The organism is Streptomyces incarnatus (genome assembly GCF_001027185.1).
Taxonomy (GTDB): domain Bacteria; phylum Actinomycetota; class Actinomycetes; order Streptomycetales; family Streptomycetaceae; genus Streptomyces; species Streptomyces puniciscabiei.
On record NZ_CP011497.1, the window covers coordinates 1,391,283 to 1,408,995 of the forward strand.

General features: G+C 71.1%; 12 protein-coding genes. 3 read left to right on the forward strand and 9 right to left on the reverse strand.

Annotated features, from left to right (window positions below; all coding sequences use genetic code 11):
* Positions 1–142 precede the first annotated feature (142 nt).
* On the reverse strand, positions 143–1,120 hold the full coding sequence (locus ABB07_RS06165; protein ID WP_425264803.1) for an Lrp/AsnC family transcriptional regulator: 978 nt from the start codon (positions 1,118–1,120) through the stop codon (positions 143–145).
* Between the two features lie 122 nt (positions 1,121–1,242).
* On the opposite strand from ABB07_RS06165, the gene ABB07_RS06170 reads away from it, so the two are divergent.
* Positions 1,243–2,730 (forward strand): MFS transporter, encoded by a 1,488-nt coding sequence (locus ABB07_RS06170; protein WP_208897749.1) that lies wholly within the window; start codon positions 1,243–1,245, stop codon positions 2,728–2,730.
* 458 nt (positions 2,731–3,188) lie between these two features.
* Complete coding sequence (locus ABB07_RS06175; RefSeq protein ID WP_208897750.1) at positions 3,189–5,015, forward strand: AMP-dependent synthetase/ligase; 1,827 nt, start codon at positions 3,189–3,191, stop codon at positions 5,013–5,015.
* A gap of 18 nt (positions 5,016–5,033) precedes the next feature.
* Here the strand turns inward: ABB07_RS06175 and ABB07_RS06180 are convergent, their stop codons facing one another.
* The 8 genes from ABB07_RS06180 to pqqA form a co-directional block, all read right to left on the reverse strand.
* Positions 5,034–7,061 (reverse strand): PQQ-dependent sugar dehydrogenase, encoded by a 2,028-nt coding sequence (locus ABB07_RS06180; protein WP_208897751.1) that lies wholly within the window; start codon positions 7,059–7,061, stop codon positions 5,034–5,036.
* Positions 7,062–7,083: 22 nt separating this feature from the next.
* Positions 7,084–9,333 (reverse strand): alpha-galactosidase, encoded by a 2,250-nt coding sequence (locus ABB07_RS06185; RefSeq protein ID WP_208897752.1) that lies wholly within the window; start codon positions 9,331–9,333, stop codon positions 7,084–7,086.
* Positions 9,330–12,575 carry a glycosyl hydrolase family 28 protein gene (locus tag ABB07_RS06190; RefSeq protein WP_279617379.1) on the reverse strand — a complete coding sequence of 1,082 codons (3,246 nt, stop codon included), beginning with the start codon at positions 12,573–12,575 and terminating at the stop codon, positions 9,330–9,332. The genes ABB07_RS06185 and ABB07_RS06190 overlap by 4 nt, the downstream gene beginning before the upstream one ends.
* Before the next feature lie 196 nt (positions 12,576–12,771).
* A complete protein-coding gene (locus ABB07_RS06195; RefSeq protein WP_208897753.1) occupies positions 12,772–13,977 on the reverse strand; it encodes a glycoside hydrolase family 88/105 protein in 1,206 nt (401 codons plus the stop codon).
* Positions 13,978–14,250: 273 nt separating this feature from the next.
* Positions 14,251–15,351, reverse strand: coding sequence for a pyrroloquinoline quinone biosynthesis protein PqqE (pqqE, locus tag ABB07_RS06200; RefSeq protein ID WP_208897754.1), 1,101 nt, complete (start codon positions 15,349–15,351; stop codon positions 14,251–14,253).
* Entirely contained in the window at positions 15,348–15,629 is a 282-nt protein-coding gene (gene pqqD / locus ABB07_RS06205) for a pyrroloquinoline quinone biosynthesis peptide chaperone PqqD (RefSeq protein WP_208897755.1), read from the reverse strand. Before pqqD ends, pqqE begins: the two co-directional genes overlap by 4 nt.
* A complete protein-coding gene (gene pqqC / locus ABB07_RS06210; protein WP_208897756.1) occupies positions 15,626–16,351 on the reverse strand; it encodes a pyrroloquinoline-quinone synthase PqqC in 726 nt (241 codons plus the stop codon). Before pqqC ends, pqqD begins: the two co-directional genes overlap by 4 nt.
* Positions 16,348–16,515 carry a pyrroloquinoline quinone precursor peptide PqqA gene (pqqA, locus tag ABB07_RS06215; protein ID WP_208897757.1) on the reverse strand — a complete coding sequence of 56 codons (168 nt, stop codon included), beginning with the start codon at positions 16,513–16,515 and terminating at the stop codon, positions 16,348–16,350. Before pqqA ends, pqqC begins: the two co-directional genes overlap by 4 nt.
* A 314-nt stretch (positions 16,516–16,829) precedes the next feature.
* On the opposite strand from pqqA, the gene ABB07_RS06220 reads away from it, so the two are divergent.
* Complete coding sequence (locus ABB07_RS06220; RefSeq protein ID WP_279617380.1) at positions 16,830–17,666, forward strand: aldo/keto reductase; 837 nt, start codon at positions 16,830–16,832, stop codon at positions 17,664–17,666.
* The last annotated feature ends 47 nt before the right edge of the window (positions 17,667–17,713 follow it).

Here is a 17,713-nt window from a genome sequence, read left to right on the forward strand (position 1 = left end):
CGGACGATGCGTCCCGTCACCCGGACGATGCGCCCCGTCACCCGGACGATGCGGACCGCCACCCGGACGATGCGGACCGCCACCCAGGCGTTGCGGACCGCCACCCAGGCGTTGCCGACCGCCACCCGGGCGTTGCGGGCCGTCAGCGGGGCACCGGGTACGTCAGCTGCTTGACCCGGCGCAGGAACGGCGTGGTCTCCACGTGCTGCACGCCCTCCAGCTGCCCGAGGGGGCCGCTGAGGTAGGCGTAGAGACCGGCGGTGCTGCGGGCGATCGCGGTGACGACGAGGTTGGACGGTCCGGCCGTCGCCGACACCCAGGCGGTCTCCGCGTGCGCCGCCAGAGCCTCACCGACGGAGTGCAGGGCGGCCGGGGTGGCGGTGATCCACAGCGCGGCGACGACGGGATGGCCGAGGATCTCCGGCTGGTACTCGACGTCGATGTACACCGCCCCGGAGGCGCGCAGCGCGGCCAGCCGGCGCTTGACCGAGGACTCCGAGCGGCCCGTCGCACGCTGGAGCTCGGGGTAGGAGGCCCGGCCGTCGCGCTCCAGGACGGCGAGCAGGGGCTCGTCCTCGGGTTCGATGCGGGCCGGGCCGGGGGTGGGGTCGGCGGCGGGGCGCAGGGCGGCGATCTGCTCGTCGGTGAGGACGGCGAGCTTGCGGAGCCAGCCCTCGGCACCGCCGTAGAACCGGTGCAGCAGCTGGTGGGCGCGGATCTCGACCACGCTCGGTGTGCGCGGCAGCTTGCCCAGCAGCAGTTCCTCGTGCTCGCCCGGGGTGCGCGGCCGGGTCAGGCACAGCACCTCGGTGCCGCCCGAGGCGAGCCCGATCCAGTAGGTGTCGGGGCGCCGGGCGAGGGCCTCGGCGATGGCCGCGGCGCTGTCCGGCGCGCAGCGGATCCGCAGCATCCACTGGTCCATGCCGAGCAGGTAGGAGTCCCGCATGGCGACCACCCGCAGGCCCCCTTGCGCGCACAGGCGCCGGTAGCGGCGCGCGATCGTCTGGTCGGAGACACCGAGCACGGACGCGATACGGCTGAAGGAGGCCCGGGCGTCCACCTCCAGTGCGGACAGCAGCTGCAGGTCGAGCCGGTCGAAGGTGTCGGATTCCATCTCCAGCATGCGCTCTCCTGTCGGATTCCACCGGACGTGCTCGCCGCACGCATCCGATCGGCCGTGCCGGGGCCATCGTACGGAGCGATCGGACGCTGTCGTACGGACTGACGGGAAGTGGAAGAGACATGCGCAGCTGGGGGACGCTCACGGCCGTGTGCCTGGGCACGTTCATGTTGCTGCTGGACGTGACGATCGTGGTGGTGGCGCTGCCGGACATGGCCGCTTCGCTGCACGCGTCGCTGGGCGATCTGCAGTGGGTGGTGGACGGGTACGCGCTCGCGCTGGCCGCGCTGCTGCTCGGGGCGGGGGCCGCCGCCGACATCCTCGGCCGCCGCAGGGTGCATGTGACGGGTGTCGTGCTGTTCGCGGTGGCCTCGCTGCTGTGCGGGCTGTCGCCGGGCCCGGCGCTGCTGGTGGCCGCGCGGGCACTGCAGGGAATCGGCGCGGCGGCGATGCTCGCGACGACGCTGCCGCTGCTGGGCTCGGTCTACCAGGGCAGGCAGCGGTCGGCGGCGCTCGGCGTGTGGGGCGCGGTGAGCGGCGGCGCGGCGGCGGTCGGTCCGGTGCTGGGCGGCCTGCTCACCGAGGGTCCCGGCTGGCGCTGGATCTTCTTCGTGAACCTGCCCGTCAGCGTCGTCGAGGTGTGGCTGACCCTGCGGGCGGTGCCGGAGTCGCGGGGGCCTCGGGGGATGCGCGTGGACTGGGCGGGCATGGCCGCGTTCGCCGGCTTCGGGGGCGGTGTGACGTACGCGGTGGTGCGGGCCGGCGAGGACGGCTGGACGGCGCTGGCGGCGCTCGTGGCGTTCGGGTGCGCGACGCTGGCGCTGGCGGTGTTCGTGGTGGTGGAGCGGCGCACCGCGCATCCGCTGCTGGACCTGTCGCTGCTGCGGCGGCCGGCGTTCGTCGGGGTGATGCTGGGGGCGTTCGCGTTCAACGGAGTGGCGTTCGGGGTGACGCCGTACCTGTCGATCTGGATGCAGACGCTGCTGGGCATGTCGCCGGTGCGCGGCGGGCTCACGCTGCTGCCGATGACGGTCGCGGCGATGCTCGTCGCCGTGCTGGTGGGCCGGCTGCTGCACGGGGTGCCGGCGCGGCTCACCATCGGCGGCGGCCTGCTGCTGATCGGCACCGGGAACCTGTGCCAGGCCGTCCTGGACGCGGGTGCCTCCTGGACCGTGCTGGTGCCCGGGTTCGTGCTGGTCGGCGTCGGCACCGGGTTCGTCGGGCCGACGGTCGCCGGAGCCGCGCTGGCCTCGGTGCCGCCGGAGCGGGCCGGGATGGCGGGCGGCGCGGTGAACACCGTCCGGCAGCTCGGGTACGCACTTGGCGTGGCCGTCATGGGCACCGTGCTCACCTCCCGGATGACCGGCACGCTGCCGAGCGGCGCGGCCCACGGGCTGGCCGGCGGTGGGGCCGGTGCGCTGCGCGGCGGCTTCCCGGAGCACACGCTGCGCGCCGCGTTCGCCTCCGGTCTGAACGGCGCGCTGGTGGTGGCGGGGCTCGCGGGCACGGTCGCGGGCGCGCTGGTGCTGCTGCTCGTGCGGGCGGACCGGCCCGCGCGGCGGACGGCGTCCGGGGCGGAGGCGGAGAAGGCGGTGGCGGCGCACCACTGACCACGGCGGACGGCCGACCACGGCGGACGGCTGACGACGGCCCACCACTGACCACGGCGCACGGCTGACCACGGCGGACGGCCGACCAGGGCGCGGCTGTCCACGGCGTACGGCGGCGAGGGCGGTCCGGGAGATGCTCCGGGGCCGCCCTCGCCGCCGTACGTCCGCAGGACCGGGTCCGTGCCGGGGTCGCGCCGGGTATGGGGGGTCTGTACGATATGCGCCGTAATCGCCGCGTACAGATTCGGTGGAGATTACGGCACCGAAACTTACTGACCCGTCAGTATTGTGTCCGGCCCTTCCCCATGTGCGGGCATTTTCCGGCCACCACCCGGGGGAAACGTGAGCTTTGCTCGGTTTCCGACCCCCTCCCGCCCGGTGACGGCGTGGGGTAGCTTTCACGGCGCTGTGCCGCGTATCACGGGCGTGACCAAGCAGTGAGGACCGGGGAGCGAGGATTGCGCGAGTTCACCAACCCGCCGCTCACATCGGCACCGCCGGTGGGCGGTCTGGCCGACGCGGTCTTCGAGCATGCCCGGACGGACCCCACACACGTCGCCCTCGGCCGCAAGGACGGCTCCGGGCAGTGGCGCGAGGTGAGCTCCGCCGAGTTCCGCGACGAGGTCCTGGCCCTCGCCAAGGGCCTGCTCGCGCGCGGCATCCGCTTCGGCGACCGCGTCGCGATCATGTCCCGCACCCGTTACGAGTGGACCCTGTTCGACTTCGCACTGTGGTCGATCGGCGCCCAGGTGGTGCCGGTCTACCCGACCTCCTCGGCCGAGCAGTGCTTCTGGATGCTGTACGACGCCGAGGTGTCCGCGGCGATCGTGGAGCACGAGGACCACGCGATGACCATCGCCACCGTCATCGACCGCCTCCCGCAGCTGCGCCAGCTGTGGCAGCTGGACTCCGGCTGTGTGCAGGAGCTGTACGACGCCGGGGCGCACCTGGACGACGAGCTGGTGCACCGGCACCGGCAGGCGGTCACCCCGGATTCGGTCGCCACGATCATCTACACCTCGGGCACCACCGGCCGCCCCAAGGGCTGTGTCCTCTCGCACGCCAACTTCATGTACGAGGCGGACACGATGATCGAGCGCTGGCAGCCGGTGTTCCACACCAAGAAGGACGACGAGGCCTCCACCCTGCTGTTCCTGCCGCTCGCGCATGTCTTCGGGCGGATGGTGGAGGTGGCCGCGATCCGCGGGCGGGTCCGCTTCGGGCACCAGCCGCAGCTGAACGCCGCCGCGCTGCTGCCCGACCTGCAGGCGTTCAAGCCCACCTTCATCCTGGCGGTGCCGTACATCTTCGAGAAGGTGTTCAACGCGGCCCGCCGGAAGGCGGAGAAGGAGGGCAGATCCGGGCCGTTCGAGAAGGCCGTCGACATCGCGGTGAAGTACGCGGAGGCCGTGGAGGCCAAGGCGTGGGGCACCGGGCCCGGCCCGTCGGCGGGGCTGCGCATGCAGCACCAGCTCTTCGACAAGCTCGTGTACTCCAAGGTCCGCGCGGCGATGGGCGGCCGGATCCGCAACGCGATGTCCGGCGGGTCGGCGATGGACCGTCGGCTGGGCCTGTTCTTCGCGGGCGCCGGCGTGCAGATCTACGAGGGCTACGGCCTGACCGAGTCGACGGCCGCGGCGACCGCCAACCCGCCCGAGCGGACCCGGTACGGCACCGTCGGCCAGGCCATCCCGGGCGTGACCGTGCACATCGCCGACGACGGGGAGATCTGGCTGTACGGCGGAAACGTTTTCCAGGGCTATCTGAACAACCCGAAGGCCACCGACGAGACCCTGCACGACGGCTGGCTGGCCACCGGCGACCTCGGCTCGCTCGACGAGGACGGCTATCTGACCATCACCGGCCGCAAGAAGGAGATCCTGGTGACCTCCGGCGGCAAGAGCGTGTCCCCCGGGGTGCTGGAGGAGCGGGTCCGTGAGCATCCGCTGGTCAACCAGTGCATCGTCGTCGGCAACGACCGGCCCTACATCGCCGCCCTGGTCACCCTCGACCAGGAGGCCGTCGAGCACTGGCTGCAGATGCGCGGGAAGCCGCGGATGACCCCGGCCGAGCTGGTGCGCGACCCGGACCTGGAGACGGAGGTGCGGCGGGCGGTGGTCGCCGCCAACACCCTCGTCTCCCAGGCCGAGTCCATCCGTACCTTCCGCATCCTGGCGCAGCCGTTCACCGAGGAACACGGCCTGCTCACACCGTCGTTGAAGCTGAAGCGGAAGGCGATCGAGAAGGCGTACGGCAACGAGGTCGAGGCCCTCTACCGGACCTGAGCCCCCGTCGACGGGACGTCAGCTGATCGTCACCTTGAAGATCTTGTCGGATCCGGCGGCGGCACCTCCGTTGTTGTCGCAGTTGGTCGTGGACAGCCACAGCTGGTCGGCGCCCGGCACCTTGGTCACGGTGCGCAGCCGGCCGTAGGTGCCGACGTAGTACGCGCTCGGTGTCCCGACGCTGTCGGTGTCGCCGTTGATGGGGATGCGCCACAGGCGTTCGCCGCGCAGGGACGCCATGTAGATCACGTTGCGGACGACGGCGATGCCGCTCGGCGAGGCCTCGGAGACGTTCCAGGTGGCCTTGGGGTTGGTCATGCCGGCGACGTTGCAGCTGCCCTCGCAGGTGGGCCAGCCGTAGTTCGCGCCGGGCTTGATGAGGTTGAGCTCGTCCTTGGAGCTGTTGCCGAACTCCGCCTCCCAGAGCCTGCCGTTGCGGTCGAAGGCGAGGCCCTGCGGGTTGCGGTGGCCCAAGGAGTAGACGTAGTTGCCGAAGGGGTTGCCGGGGGCCGGCTTGCCGTCGGTGGTCATGCGCAGGATCTTGCCGTTGAGGGAGTTCTTGTCCTGCGCGAGGTCTGGCTGCTGGGCCTCGCCGGTGGAGACATACAGGTAGCCGTCGGGGCCGAAGGCGAGGCGGCCGCCGTTGTGGTAGCGGTTCTTCTTGATGCCCTGCAGCAGGACCTTGTAGCCGCTGAGCGTCGTGCCGTCGTAGGTCATGCGGACGACCCGGTTGCCCTCGGCGGCGGTGTGCATGAAGTACACGTAGTGGTTGCTCTCCCACTTGGGATCGACGGCGACGCCGAGCAGGCCGCCCTCGCCGTTGGTGGTGACGGCGTTGGGCACCGTGCCCACCTGCGTCTTCGTGCCGCTCTTGGTCAGCTTCCAGACCCGGAAGGCGTCCCGCTCGGTGACCAGGGCGGACTGGCCGTCGGGCATCCAGTAGGTGCCCCAGGGGATGGTCCAGCCGGTGGAGAGGGTGGCGATGGAGGACGGGACACCGCCGTCGGTGGCGCAGGCGCTGGTGGTGAAGGTGACCGTGTTGCTGGGCGCGGAGACATTGCCGGCGGCGTCACGGGCGACGACGCTCAGGCTGTACGGGCTGTCGCAGGCGAGCCCGGTGAGCGTGGTGGAGGTGCCGGTGACGGTCTTGTAGACGGTGGTGTCGCTGCGCACGTCGTAGGCGGTGACCGCGCGGTCGTCGCTCGAGGCGCCCCAGGTGAGGTCGACCGTGTTCGAGGTGACATCGGCCGTGTGCAGGGTGCCGGGCGCAGTCGGCGGTGTGGTGTCGGAGCTGGGCCTGGTGGTGCAGTCGACGACCGGACTGGCGGGCGAGGTGTTGCCCGCCGCGTCACGGGCGATGACCGTGAGGTCGTAGGTGGTGTTCGGGGCGAGCCCGGTCAGTGTCTTCGAGGTCGCGCTGCCCGGTGCCTCACCGGTCTTGTTGCCGTGTTCGTAGAGGTCGTACGCCGCGACGCCCACGTCGTCCGTCGACGCGCCCCAGGACAGCGTCAGGCGGTCCTCGCCGATGTCCGAGCAGGAAGGCTGCCCGGGGCGGGTGGGGGCCTGGGTGTCGGCCGGCGTGCCGAGGCTCAGGCGGTCGAGGTTGGGGCCGCCGTTCGCCGTGGTGGCCGTCGCCCGGATCTTGTTGCTGCCGGCCTTGAGGGTGACGGTGACGCTCTTGGCCGCCCAGGTGTTCCAGTCGGCCGTGCCGGGGAAGGAGACGGCGGGCGCGACGACCGTGCCGTTCACGGAGAGGTCCATCGGCCGGTCGGCGGTGGTGCCGTTGGCGTACCGCAGGGTGACCGACGCGGGCCCGGCGGCGGCCGCGCCGACCGTGAACTCCACGTAGGAGCCCTTGGTGTTGGTGTAGTCGACGAAGCCGGTGCCCGTGTAGCCGGTGTGGTTGGTGGCGACGGCGCCCTGGGAGATCAGGGCGTCCTCGGCCTGGTAGTCGGTGGCCGCGGCGGCGGTGCCCTGGCTCAGCCCGGCGAGCGGCAGTGCGAGGGCCGCGGCGAGGCCGTACGGCAGAACTCTCTTGAGACGCATGGGTGTTTTCCCTTGTTTTCCCTCAGCCCGTGTACTGGGTGAAGACCTTGAGGTAGTCGTACGGCTGCTGCGGCACGCCGCTGCAGGAGTCGCCGCCGGTGCCGGAGCCGCAGGGGCGGTCGCGGTTGGCGGACCAGAAGGTGAGGCGCGCGATGTGGTGCTGCCGGGCGTAGGCGAGCATGGTCTTGAAGTCGGCGACGCGGACGCGCTCACCGGAGTCGTCGGTCTTTCCGTTCATCGACGACAGCCCGATGTGGGCGTAGGCGGTGGCGTCGTCGTACCCGTAGGCCGCCTTGACCCGGGCCTTGAGGCCTTCCATGGCCTGTGTGGTGAGGGCGCCCATGTCGGTGGTGCCGCCGCCGAAGTCGAACGGCATGACGCACCAGACGTCGTTCGCCAGGCCGGACCTGGCCGCGCGCTTGATCATGTCGACGCCGGTGGCGTCGGGGCCGGTCGTGGTGGTGCCGAAGGTGATGACCGTCTTCAGGCCGGGATTGTTCGCCTTGAGGGTCTTCAGGGCGTCCACGACACGCTGGCGCACGGTGGCGTTCGACCACTCGGTGTTCTCGATGTCGATGTCGATCGCCCGCAGCCGGTACGCGCTGACGACCTTCTGGTACGCGGCCGCCAGCTGGGCCGCGCCGGCACACCTCTCCCCCAGCTTGGCGCCGCTCCAGCCGCCGACGGAGACGATCACGTCGCCGCCGGCGGACCGTATGCGGTCGACCGCCGACTGGTCGCTGCCGCCGGTCAGCGGTCGGCTGCCGTCCCACTTGGGGGTGCAGGTGCCGTCGGACAGGACGAAGGCGAGGGTGAACCACGTGACGCCGGTCGCCGACATCACCTTGGCCGGATCCGGCGGATCGCCCCAGCCCAGGTACTCGTACGGGGCGACGGCCATGCCGGGGGACGCCACGAGCGCCGTGGTGGAGGCGGTGGGCCTGACCCGGACGAGCCGGGTCTCGCCGGGGCGGAGGGTCGCGGTGTAGGAGCCGGTGACCGTGCCCTTGTGGGAGCCGGACCACAGGTCGGTGACGTCACCGGAGCCGGTGAAGCCGACCTGGGACCAGTTCACGGTGACCGTGGCGCTGCCGGAGGTTCCGGTGTTGAACAGGGCCACCACGTAGTCGCCGTTGCTCTCGTGCTTGCTCCAGACCTGCTGGACGCCGCTCTTCACGATCCGTTTCGCCGCGACCCCGTCCTGGTCCACGCCGATCAGCCGGTCGTTGGTGAGCATCGCCCTGTCGACCGGATCGAGGTGGGTCAGGTCGGTACCCAGCAGCAGCGGTGCCGCCGCCATCGACCAGAGCGTGAACTGGGAGCGGCGCTGGTCGGCGGTGAGTCCCGCCTGGTCACCGTTGCCGATCTCCAGGGAGTCCAGGTCGTTCCAGCCGCCGGGCCCCGCGTACGGCTGCCAGGCGGCGGCCGAGTCGAAGCGGGTGGAGACGTGCGACCAGTTCGTGAGCGGGTAACCGCTTCCGTCGGGGCCGGGCCCGCAGTAGCACTCGACGTCGCCCTGGGTGCGCCAGCTGTTCGCGAGTGAGCGCCAGGTGCTGGCGTGGTCGAGGGGGAGGTTGTTGGAGAGGGCGAAGGTGATGGGCCGGCCGGTGGCCCGCAGGGCCTTGTCCCAGGCCTGGACGTCGGGGACGTCCTGGCTGCCCACGCCGTCGATCTTCAGGTAGTCGACGCCCCACGAAGCGAACTGCCGGGCCCAGGAGTCGACGAACTCCTGGGCGCCGGGCCGTGAGTAGTCGATGGCGTACATGTTCCTGCAGTTGTAGTTCTTCTCCGTCTTCGAGGTGTCCGCGATGTCCTTCGCGTGGTACGGCGTGCCCTCGATCGGGGTGTTCTTCAGGACGGCGTTCTTCGCGATGCCGGGGGTGACGTAGAAGCCGAACTTCAGGCCCTTGGCGTGGACGTGGTCGGCGAGGGCCTTGATGCCGTGGGGGAACTTGGCGGCGTCCACGGCCCAGCGGCCGTGGGCGTCGACCGTGAAACCGTTTGCATCGCATTTCTGCCAGAAGTCGTCGAGGTTGACCTGGACGAATCCGTGGTGCTTCAGGCCGCTCGACGCCAGCGTGTCGGCCTGTGCCTCGATCTTCGCCTCGGTCGGCTGCCGGCGTACGAAGCTCCAGCTGCTCCACCCCATGGCGGGGCGGATCGACTGGCCGTTGTCGGAGGCGGCCGCGGGGTGGGCGGCGCCGGCGAGGGGCACGGCGGCGACGACGAGCAGCCCGGCCGCCGCCGTGGTCAGGGTTCTGAGCCGGGTCATGGACGTCCCTTCGGGGCGGGGGTGGCGTTGGAGGTGCCGATCCAGGCCTCGTCGATCCGCAGCCGCCGGTAGCGGGTGGTGTCGGTGGAGGCGGCCCAGGTGGAGTCGATCTCCAGGCGGACGTAGCGGGCCGTGGCGGCGGTCAGGTCGATGCTCTGGATGCCGCGGGCGCTGGGGAGCCGGCCGGTCTTGACGGGGGTGCCCCAGTTCTTGCCGTCGTCGCTGAGGTAGACCTTGTAGTCCTTGATCCGTGCGGACTGCTCGGTGGCGGAGCGGGCGTAGGCCACGGAGTCCTCGCGCTGGTTCAGCCCGACGTACTGGATCTTCTTCGCCGCTGCGAGGTCGAAGGTGAGGTTCACCGGGAGCGTCTTGTCGTTGTCCCAGTAGGTGAGGTAGTCGCCGTCGCCCGCGGCGGAGCCGGGGTGGCCGCTCGCGGACGCGCTCGCGGTGACCTCGACGCCGCTCGCGATGCCCTGGCGGCCCGCGGTGATCACCTTGAAGACGGTGTCGTACGGGTCCCAGTCGCCGAGGCCGGTGAGGGTGAGGGTGCCGCCGGACTGCGACCAGGAAACCGGCGCTCCGGTGCGGAGGTTGGTGACCGAGGCGATGCGGTAGCCGTTGTCGCGGAGGCGCAGGGTCGAGGTCCTCGGCGGGGTCAGGACGTGGACGTACTGCCGGTTCGGGTCGTCCTTGGCGATGGTGGTGACGCCGTGGGCGCCGTCGTTCCAGAAGCCGGGCTGGAGACCTCCGTACATGTAGCCGCCGCCCTCGGTGCCGTGCAGGGACTCCCAGATCCGGTCGAGGTAGGTGTTCGCGAAGTTGTTGAAGTCCGCCTGGTTCGCGGGGAACTTCCCGTTGACCTGGGCGGTCTCCGCCATGAGCGCCTTCACCGAGGACCCGGCGTTGGTGATCAGCCGGCCGAGGGTGAGCATCCTGTCGACGGTCGGGTTCGAGCCGTCGTACCACCAGGCGCCGGTGGACGGCAGCTTGAAGTCGGCCTCGGTCAGCCTGGGTTGGGCGGTGTAGATCGCCTGCGGGTAGTCGTAGGCGGGCGTCATCCCCGTCTTCTGCTCATTGCTGATCATGTCCATGATCAGCGTGTCTTCGTTGTTGTTGCTGAGCGTGTAGTTCGGGCGCTTCTGATAGATCTGCGCGTAGAGGTTGTGGCTCTCCCAGTACGCGTTGTCGTTGTCGATCCAGAAGCCGCCGAGGTCCGGGTAGCGGTCCATGACCTCGAAGAAGTTGTCGTACGAGAACTGTCCGAAGCCGTCACGGGTGGTCAGGTCGGTGTTCTTGCCCTTGTAGGCGGAGTAGGCGGCCGAGTCGAGCCACTCGTGGCCGCCCTCGTCGTGCCACTGGGGGTCGTCGGTCATGTAGAGGATGACCTTCATGCCCTTGGCCTTGGCGGCGGTGATGAGTTCGCCGAGGAAGTCCCGCCTGGTCGAGCAGGAGCCGGGGATCTTCGACGGCCAGGGGCGGGCGTAGCCGAGCCGGCTGTGGAAGGTGGCCAGCACGATGTACTGCGCGTGCAGCTTCCGCGCCGCGTTCACCCAGTAGTCCGGCGTCCAGCCGCCGCTGGTGACGTCCTTCTCCCAGGCGCCGCAGTCGGTGTGGGCGGGGGCGGTGCGCAGGCCCCAGTGCAGGAAGAGGCCGCCGACGGAGGCGCGGAGGAAGGCCTGGCGGGGGTTCTCGATGTCGCTGGGGCGCACCTGGGCCGCGCAGTTCCGGCTGGAGCCGCTCGCCGACACGCGCAGGGCGCCGCCGTCGGTGGCGTGGCTGTCGCTGACGCAGTAGCCGGTGACGGACTGGAAGCCGAGGTCGTGGGGTGAGGTGCCGCCCTTCTGCGCGGTGAACCGGGTCAGCCGGATGCCGCTCGCCGCGTTGGCGATGAGGGCGGGCCGTCCGTCGTCGGCGGCATACCGCACGCTGCTGTCGGTGAACTGTATGCCGTCGGCATTGTGCAGGTACCAGCCGTACGCCGGCCGTGTCCCGATGCTGTTCGGGTTGTAGTCCTTCGGGTCGTTGGCCGGCACAGCGGTGGACATGGTGCCGTTGCCGCCCGGGACCGTGATGTCGACGTGGTGGAAGGTGACGTTGCTGATGCGGTGGCCGTCCTCGCCCCACAGGGTCGGGCTGAAGGACGGGCTGTTGCCGGTGGCCGTGATGTCGTCGTACGTGATGTCGCTGATCGATCCGACACCGGGGCTGTTTCCGCAGCGATTGCGCGTGCCGGTCTTCTCCATGATCGGCGAGTGCACGTTCGTCATGGTGATGTCGCGGTAGTGCACGTCGGAGATCCTCGCGCCGTCCATGGAGACCATGCCGAGCCCGGACTTGCCGGCGCCCTCGATGCGGATCTTCTCGAACTGGTAGTCGCTGAAGTCGCCGCAGGTCTCGGAGCCGAACATCAGGGCGTTGCAGCAGCGTGCCGACAGCACCGAATCGCTCACCCGCACATGGCCGTTGGGGAGCTTGGCGCCGAGGGCGTAGTCGCTCTTGAACACCAGGGCGTCGTCGTTGGCCGCGATGTGCGCGTTGGTGATCGTCACGTCGGTGGTGGAGATGACGTTCCAGCCGTCGCGGTCGCTGGCGGTGTCGATGGTCAGGTGGTCGGAGACGACGTCGGTGCAGCCGTTGATCAGGGCGGCGAAGTGGCCGCCGCGGCGCAGGGTGAGACCGTCGCCGAGCCGGAGTCCGTCGCAGCGCGTCAGCGACAGGATCTTGTCGGCCTGGCCGGACCTCGGGTTGCCGGTGATCAGGTTGCCGCCGCCGTCGATGACCCCGCCGCCGGTGAAGCCGATGTCGGTCAGCCGGTCGCCGTAGATCATCGCGTTGTGGAAGTGGCTGTGCCCGTAGTCCTGGTACTTGTCGTTCGGGTTGGACTCGGGCGGGTCGTAGGTGCCGGCGGAGGAGCCCTGGAGGGTGGCGCCCTTGTCGATCTGGAGCGTCACATGGCTCTTCATGTGGATGGTGTTCCTGGACTTGTAGGTGCCGGCCGGGAAGCGGACGGTGCCGCCGCCCGCCGCGCCCGCCGCGGTGATGGCCCTGTCGATGGCGGGGGTGTCGTTGGCCGAGCCGTCGCCCTTGGCGCCGTAGGCGCGCACGTCGTACACGGTTGCCGGGTGCGGCGTGCCGGGGTGCGGGGCCGCGAGGGCGGCGGGGTGGGTGAGGCCGAGGACGACGGCGAGGACGCACAGGACGATCGCCGCCGCCCGTCTCGGGTCGGCGATGGCGGATTTCACGAGGACCGCTCCTCTGGGCGAGTTGGTGGCCGCGAAGGTTGGTGAGCAGCAGGTGGGTGTCCTGCGGGGATCCGGAGGTGCCGGCACCGGACATCGACTTGCCGATGACCGTGGTGGGTCCGCTCCTGCCGGCCGGGGGGCGAGTGCACGCGGTCGGCCTCGACGGTCTCGAAGGCGCCGAGCGTTCTGGACGTACTCATGACACTGAACCAGCCCGCAGTTGCTCGTTCATGATCAGGAAGGCCCCGAGCCCGTGGAAGTCGTTGGTGGCCCGGGTGCGGCCGACGTAGTACGCGTAGTCGCCGACGTTGGTGCCGACCGAGATGTCGGCCAGGTTCGTACGGCCGTCCGCGCCGACCGACAGCCGAGCGAGTACGCCCTGGTAGCCGCGCCGGGCGACCGCGTTGAAGTGCGGGTCCAGATAGCCTTGCTGGACGCCTCGGGAGAGCGCGTAGGCGAACATGCTGGAGCACGAGGTCTCGGTCCAGTCGTCCGGCCGGGAGCCTTTGTCCATCACCTGGAACCAGCGCCCGGACGCCGGGTCCTGGTACCTCTCCAGCGCCGAGGCCAACGTCCGCAAGATGCCGAGCAGTTGCGGGCGCCGGGCCTGGTCGGCGGGGATCGCGTCGAGGACGTTCACCAGCGCCATGGCGTACCAGCCCACGGCACGGCACCAGTGCTCCGGGGCGAGCCCGGTTGCCGGGTCGGCCCAGCCCGCCGACCTCGACTCGTCGTAGGCATGCCGCAACAGGCCGTCCGCCACCTGGAGATGACCGCCGTAGACGGACAGCTGCCTGGCGGCCTCGTCGTTCGTGTACGCGCTGTCGCCGAACTCCCTGCCGTACTCGACGAGGAACGGGTTCACCATGTACGCGCCGTCCGCCCACAGCTGGTGGGCCCGGCTGCCGGTGTCGGCGTGCCAGAAGCCGCCGTCGGAGGTGCGCGGATAGCTGTTCAGGCGGTCGCGGATCTTCAGTGCCGCCGTGCGGTAGCGGTCCTGGCCGGTCTCGTGGTGCAGGATCACCAGCAGCCGGCCCGCCTGCATGCTGTCGAGGCTGTCGAAGGACTGGCCGATCGTGCCGTCACCGCGCACGAACCGGTCGACGTAGGCCTTGATGTAGGCGAGCAGGCGAGGATCGTGGGTGCGCCGGTAGACGAGGTACTGGCCGTAGAGATACAGGCCCACGGGATACGACCAGCCGCCGATGGTCGCCGGTGTGTAGCGCGCCATGGTGGAGTCCACGACGGCCGTCGACCAGTCGCGGGCGGCGGCGGGGTGGTGTGCCGGGGCGGAGGGTGCGGGGGCGGCGCTCGCCGGGGGTACGGCGGCGGTCAGCGCGACCGGGGTGGCGGTGGCGAGCGCCGCCGCGGTCAGCGCGGCCCGCAGACGTCGGCGTCTCATGGTCCTCCTTCTCGGTGGGTGTGCGCGGGTGGACGAGCGACGCCGACGGCCCTGTGCACCGCCGCGCCGAGGAGAGGGCGGTCCGGGGGTGTGCCGGCGGGCGGGGTCGGCACGGGCGGCCCGCAGGCGCCGGCGTGTCGACGGCCTCCCCCTTGATGGGCATACGCTGACGGACGAGCGCAGTCGGCGGCACCTCGGCCAGGGGGCGCCCCCTGGCGTGCCGGGCGGTACGAGGAGCACCACCGGTCGGCGCGGCCCGAAGGCGCCGGCATCTCAACGGCCTCCCCCTCGATGGACATACGCGGACGGACCAGCGGCACCGGCGGCACCTTGCACCGCCGCCTCGACCAGACCGCGATCCGGGGCGTGCCGGCAGGCCGGGTCGGTGCGGGTGGCGTCGCCGGTCAGGGCGTACGCCTGGCAGCGGCAGCCGCCGTGGTCGACCGTGCGCAGGGCACAGCCCCGGCACGGTTCGGGCATCCAGGACTCGCCCCGGAAGGCATTGAAGGCCCTCGACTCCCGCCAGATCCAGTCCAGTTCGCGGTGTCTCACGTTCGGCGGGTCCAGACCGGGCAGGGTGCCGGCCGCGGGGCAGGGCAGCACCGTGCCGTCCGGGGCGACGGTGAGCGAGACGGCGCCCCAGCCGCCCATGCAGGGTTTCGCGGTGGCGTCCACGAGGTCCGGGGCCACCCACACCAACTCCAGTGTGCCGCCGAGGCGTTCACGCCAGCGTGCCACCCGGGCACGGGCGCGTTCGACCTGGGCGGGTGTGGGCAGCAGCGCGGCGCGGTTGACGGCCGCCCAGCCGTGGTACTGGGTGTGCGCCAGCTCGATCCGGTCGGCGCCCCAGTCGAGCGCGAGCCGGATCAGACCGTCGAGGTCGTCCAGGTTGCCGCGGTGCAGGACGGCGTTCAGCCCGAGGGGCAGTCCGGCCTCGCGGACCAGCCGGGCGGCGCGTTCCTTCGCGGTGAACGACCGTGCTCCCGCGATGCGCTCGGCGGCCGCACGGTCCGCGTGCTGCACCGACAGCTGCACACTGCGCAGCCCGGCCCCGGTCAGTCCGGCCAGCCGCCGCTCGCCGAGGCCCACCCCGCTGGTGACGAGCTGGGTGTACAGGCCCGCGCCGTCGGCGGCGGCCACCAGGTCGGGCAGGTCACGCCGCAGCAGCGGCTCGCCACCGGACAGATGGGTGTGGACCACGCCGAGCGCGCCCGCCTGCCGGAAGACCTCCGACCACTCATCCGTGGACAACTCGGCGGACCGGCCGACCAGTTCGACGGGGTTGGAGCAGTAGCCGCAGCGCAGGGGGCAGGCATGGGTGAGCTCGGCGAGCAGGGCCCAGGGAGGACCGGGAGGTGCGGGAGGCGTGGTCATCGCAGCCAGCCCTCCTTCCGTAACCGGCGGAGAAACTCCGGGACTTCCGCGGCGACGGGAGCGGTGGGATGGCGCACGGCCAGGGCGGCGACGACGGCTGCCACGTCCCGGACGCCGTCACACAGCCTCAGGACCGCGCCCGCGCTGCCGTCGAGCACCACCACCCGCTCCGGCAGCAGCAACAGGTCGGCGTCCCGGACCGGGTCGTGCCGCAGCACCACGCCCCGGGCGAGCGCCGGACGCCATGACGGGGCAGGCGGTGCCGGCGTCGCCGTCATGTCCCGCTCCGGTCCACCGCGTCCAGCAGGGTCCACAGCACCTCGCACTTGAACTCCAGTGCGGCCAGGGCGCGTTGCTGTTCCTCGCGGGTGCGGGCCCGGGCGAGGACCAGGGCGAGGGCCTGCTCGGCGTCCCGGGCGCCCTGGGTGACACGGGTGCGGAAGTAGGCGAGGCCCGCGGGGTCGATCCATGGATAGTGGCGTTCGAAGGCGGCGATGCGGGTCCGCATCAGGTCCGGGGCGGACAGCTCGGTCAGGGAGGCCGCGACGGCGTCCAGCACCGGGCGCCGCCGGCAGAAGGTGACGTACGCCTCCACCGCGAAGCGCACCCCGGGCGGCACCCGGGAGGCGTCCCACAGCTCCTCGCGGGCCAGCCCGGCCGCCTCGCCGAGCCGCAGCCAGCGCTCGATGCCGCCGCCCTCCGGGGAGTCGGCGTCGGTACCGTCCTGGTCGTGGATGCGGCGCAGCCAGGCGCGGCGCTCCTCGGGCCGGCCGAGCTTCGCGAGGATCAGCGCGTCCTTGACGGGGATGTGCCGCTGGTAGTGGAAGCGGGCGGCGATCCAGCGGCGCAGTTCGGCCGGGGTCAGTTCGCCGCGGTGCATCCGCCGGTTGAAGGGGTGCCGGTCGTGGTAGCGCGTCGCGGTGACCGCGCGCAGCCGGCCGGTGAACTCCGCGGCCGGCCAGGCGGTGCGGCCGTCGGGTTCCGGTGGTGCCGCGGTCATGCGGCCGGGGGCTGCTGCGGCGGACGGCGGTCGGTGAGCGCGTACGCGGTCACCTCCAGCGCTGTCTCCACGAGGTGGTAACCAGGGCTTTTCCAGACCTTTTCATCCGATGTCTGGGGGCCGGAGTGATGCGTCGGGGCAGCCAGGGGAAGGCTCTCGCTCATGGGTGCGTACTCGCTTTCCTGAGGGTGGGGAGTCTCAGAAGGGAGCCGGAAGAAGGACGGGCCTGGTCAGAACCCGTTCACATGCATGCACCGGGTTCAGGAACACGTCCGGTGGCGCGATACAGAGTCGCGGGATGCGAAGCTCCGGTCAATGGTCCGGACCGAAAACGTCGGATGCGTTTCCGGCCAATCTCCACTCCGGGCACTGACTGACCGGTCAGTAGAGCCGGATCTCCCCGTCAGGAATGCAGGGCGGCATGTGATCGTTGACGATGGGAGTACCACCCTGTCGACAACGAAGGATCAAGAGGCTCGTGAGCAGCAAGGTCCCCCCGATCATCCTGAACAACGGCGTCGAGATGCCCCAGCTGGGCTTCGGCGTGTGGCAGGTGCCGGACGACGAGGCCGAGCGGGCCGTCGCCACGGCGCTGGAGGCCGGGTACCGCAGCATCGACACCGCGGCCATCTACGGCAACGAAGAGGGCACCGGCAAGGCGATCGCCGCCTCCGGCCTGCCCCGCGAGGACATCTTCGTCACCACCAAGCTCTGGAACAGCGACCAGGGGTACGACGCCACGCTGCGCGCCTTCGACGCGTCGCTGCGGAAGCTGGGCCTCGACCACCTCGACCTGTACCTGATCCACTGGCCGCTGCCGGCCCGCGGCACGTACACCGACACCTACAAGGCGTTCGAGAAGCTGCTGGCCGACGGCCGGGTGCGCGCCATCGGCGTGTCCAACTTCCTTCCCGAGCACCTCGACCGGCTGCTCTCCGAGACCTCCGTCATCCCCGCGGTCAACCAGATCGAGCTGCACCCGCACCTGCAGCAGCACGCCGCCCGCGAGTTCCACGCCGAGCAGGGCATCGCGACCGAGGCCTGGTCGCCGCTCGGCCAGGGCAAGGGCCTGCTGGAGGTGCCGGCGATCGTCGCCATCGCGCGCAAGCACGGCCGCACCCCGGCCCAGGTCGTGCTGCGCTGGCACGTCCAGCTCGGCACCATCGTGATCCCGAAGTCCGTGACGCCGTCCCGGATCAGGGAGAACATCGAGGTCTTCGACTTCAGCCTGGACGACGAGGACCTCGCGGCGATCAGCGCGCTCAACGAGGACCGGCGCCTGGGTCCCGACCCGGCCACCTTCGACATGGGCTGACGCCCGGACCGAACTCCACCGCGCAGCACACGGCCGCGCGTCCCGTC

Bases quoted from the DNA above. Each gene is read 5' to 3' on its own strand.
- ABB07_RS06170 (WP_208897749.1), top strand. From the start codon at position 1,243: ATGCGCAGCTGGGGGACGCTCACGGCCGTGTGCCTGGGCACGTTCATG.
- ABB07_RS06180 (WP_208897751.1), bottom strand. From the start codon at position 7,061: ATGCGTCTCAAGAGAGTTCTGCCGTACGGCCTCGCCGCGGCCCTCGCA.
- ABB07_RS06185 (WP_208897752.1), bottom strand. From the start codon at position 9,333: ATGACCCGGCTCAGAACCCTGACCACGGCGGCGGCCGGGCTGCTCGTC.
- ABB07_RS06195 (WP_208897753.1), bottom strand. From the start codon at position 13,977: ATGAGACGCCGACGTCTGCGGGCCGCGCTGACCGCGGCGGCGCTCGCC.
- pqqE (WP_208897754.1), bottom strand. From the start codon at position 15,351: ATGACCACGCCTCCCGCACCTCCCGGTCCTCCCTGGGCCCTGCTCGCC.
- pqqD (WP_208897755.1), bottom strand. From the start codon at position 15,629: ATGACGGCGACGCCGGCACCGCCTGCCCCGTCATGGCGTCCGGCGCTC.
- pqqC (WP_208897756.1), bottom strand. From the start codon at position 16,351: ATGACCGCGGCACCACCGGAACCCGACGGCCGCACCGCCTGGCCGGCC.
- pqqA (WP_208897757.1), bottom strand. From the start codon at position 16,515: ATGAGCGAGAGCCTTCCCCTGGCTGCCCCGACGCATCACTCCGGCCCC.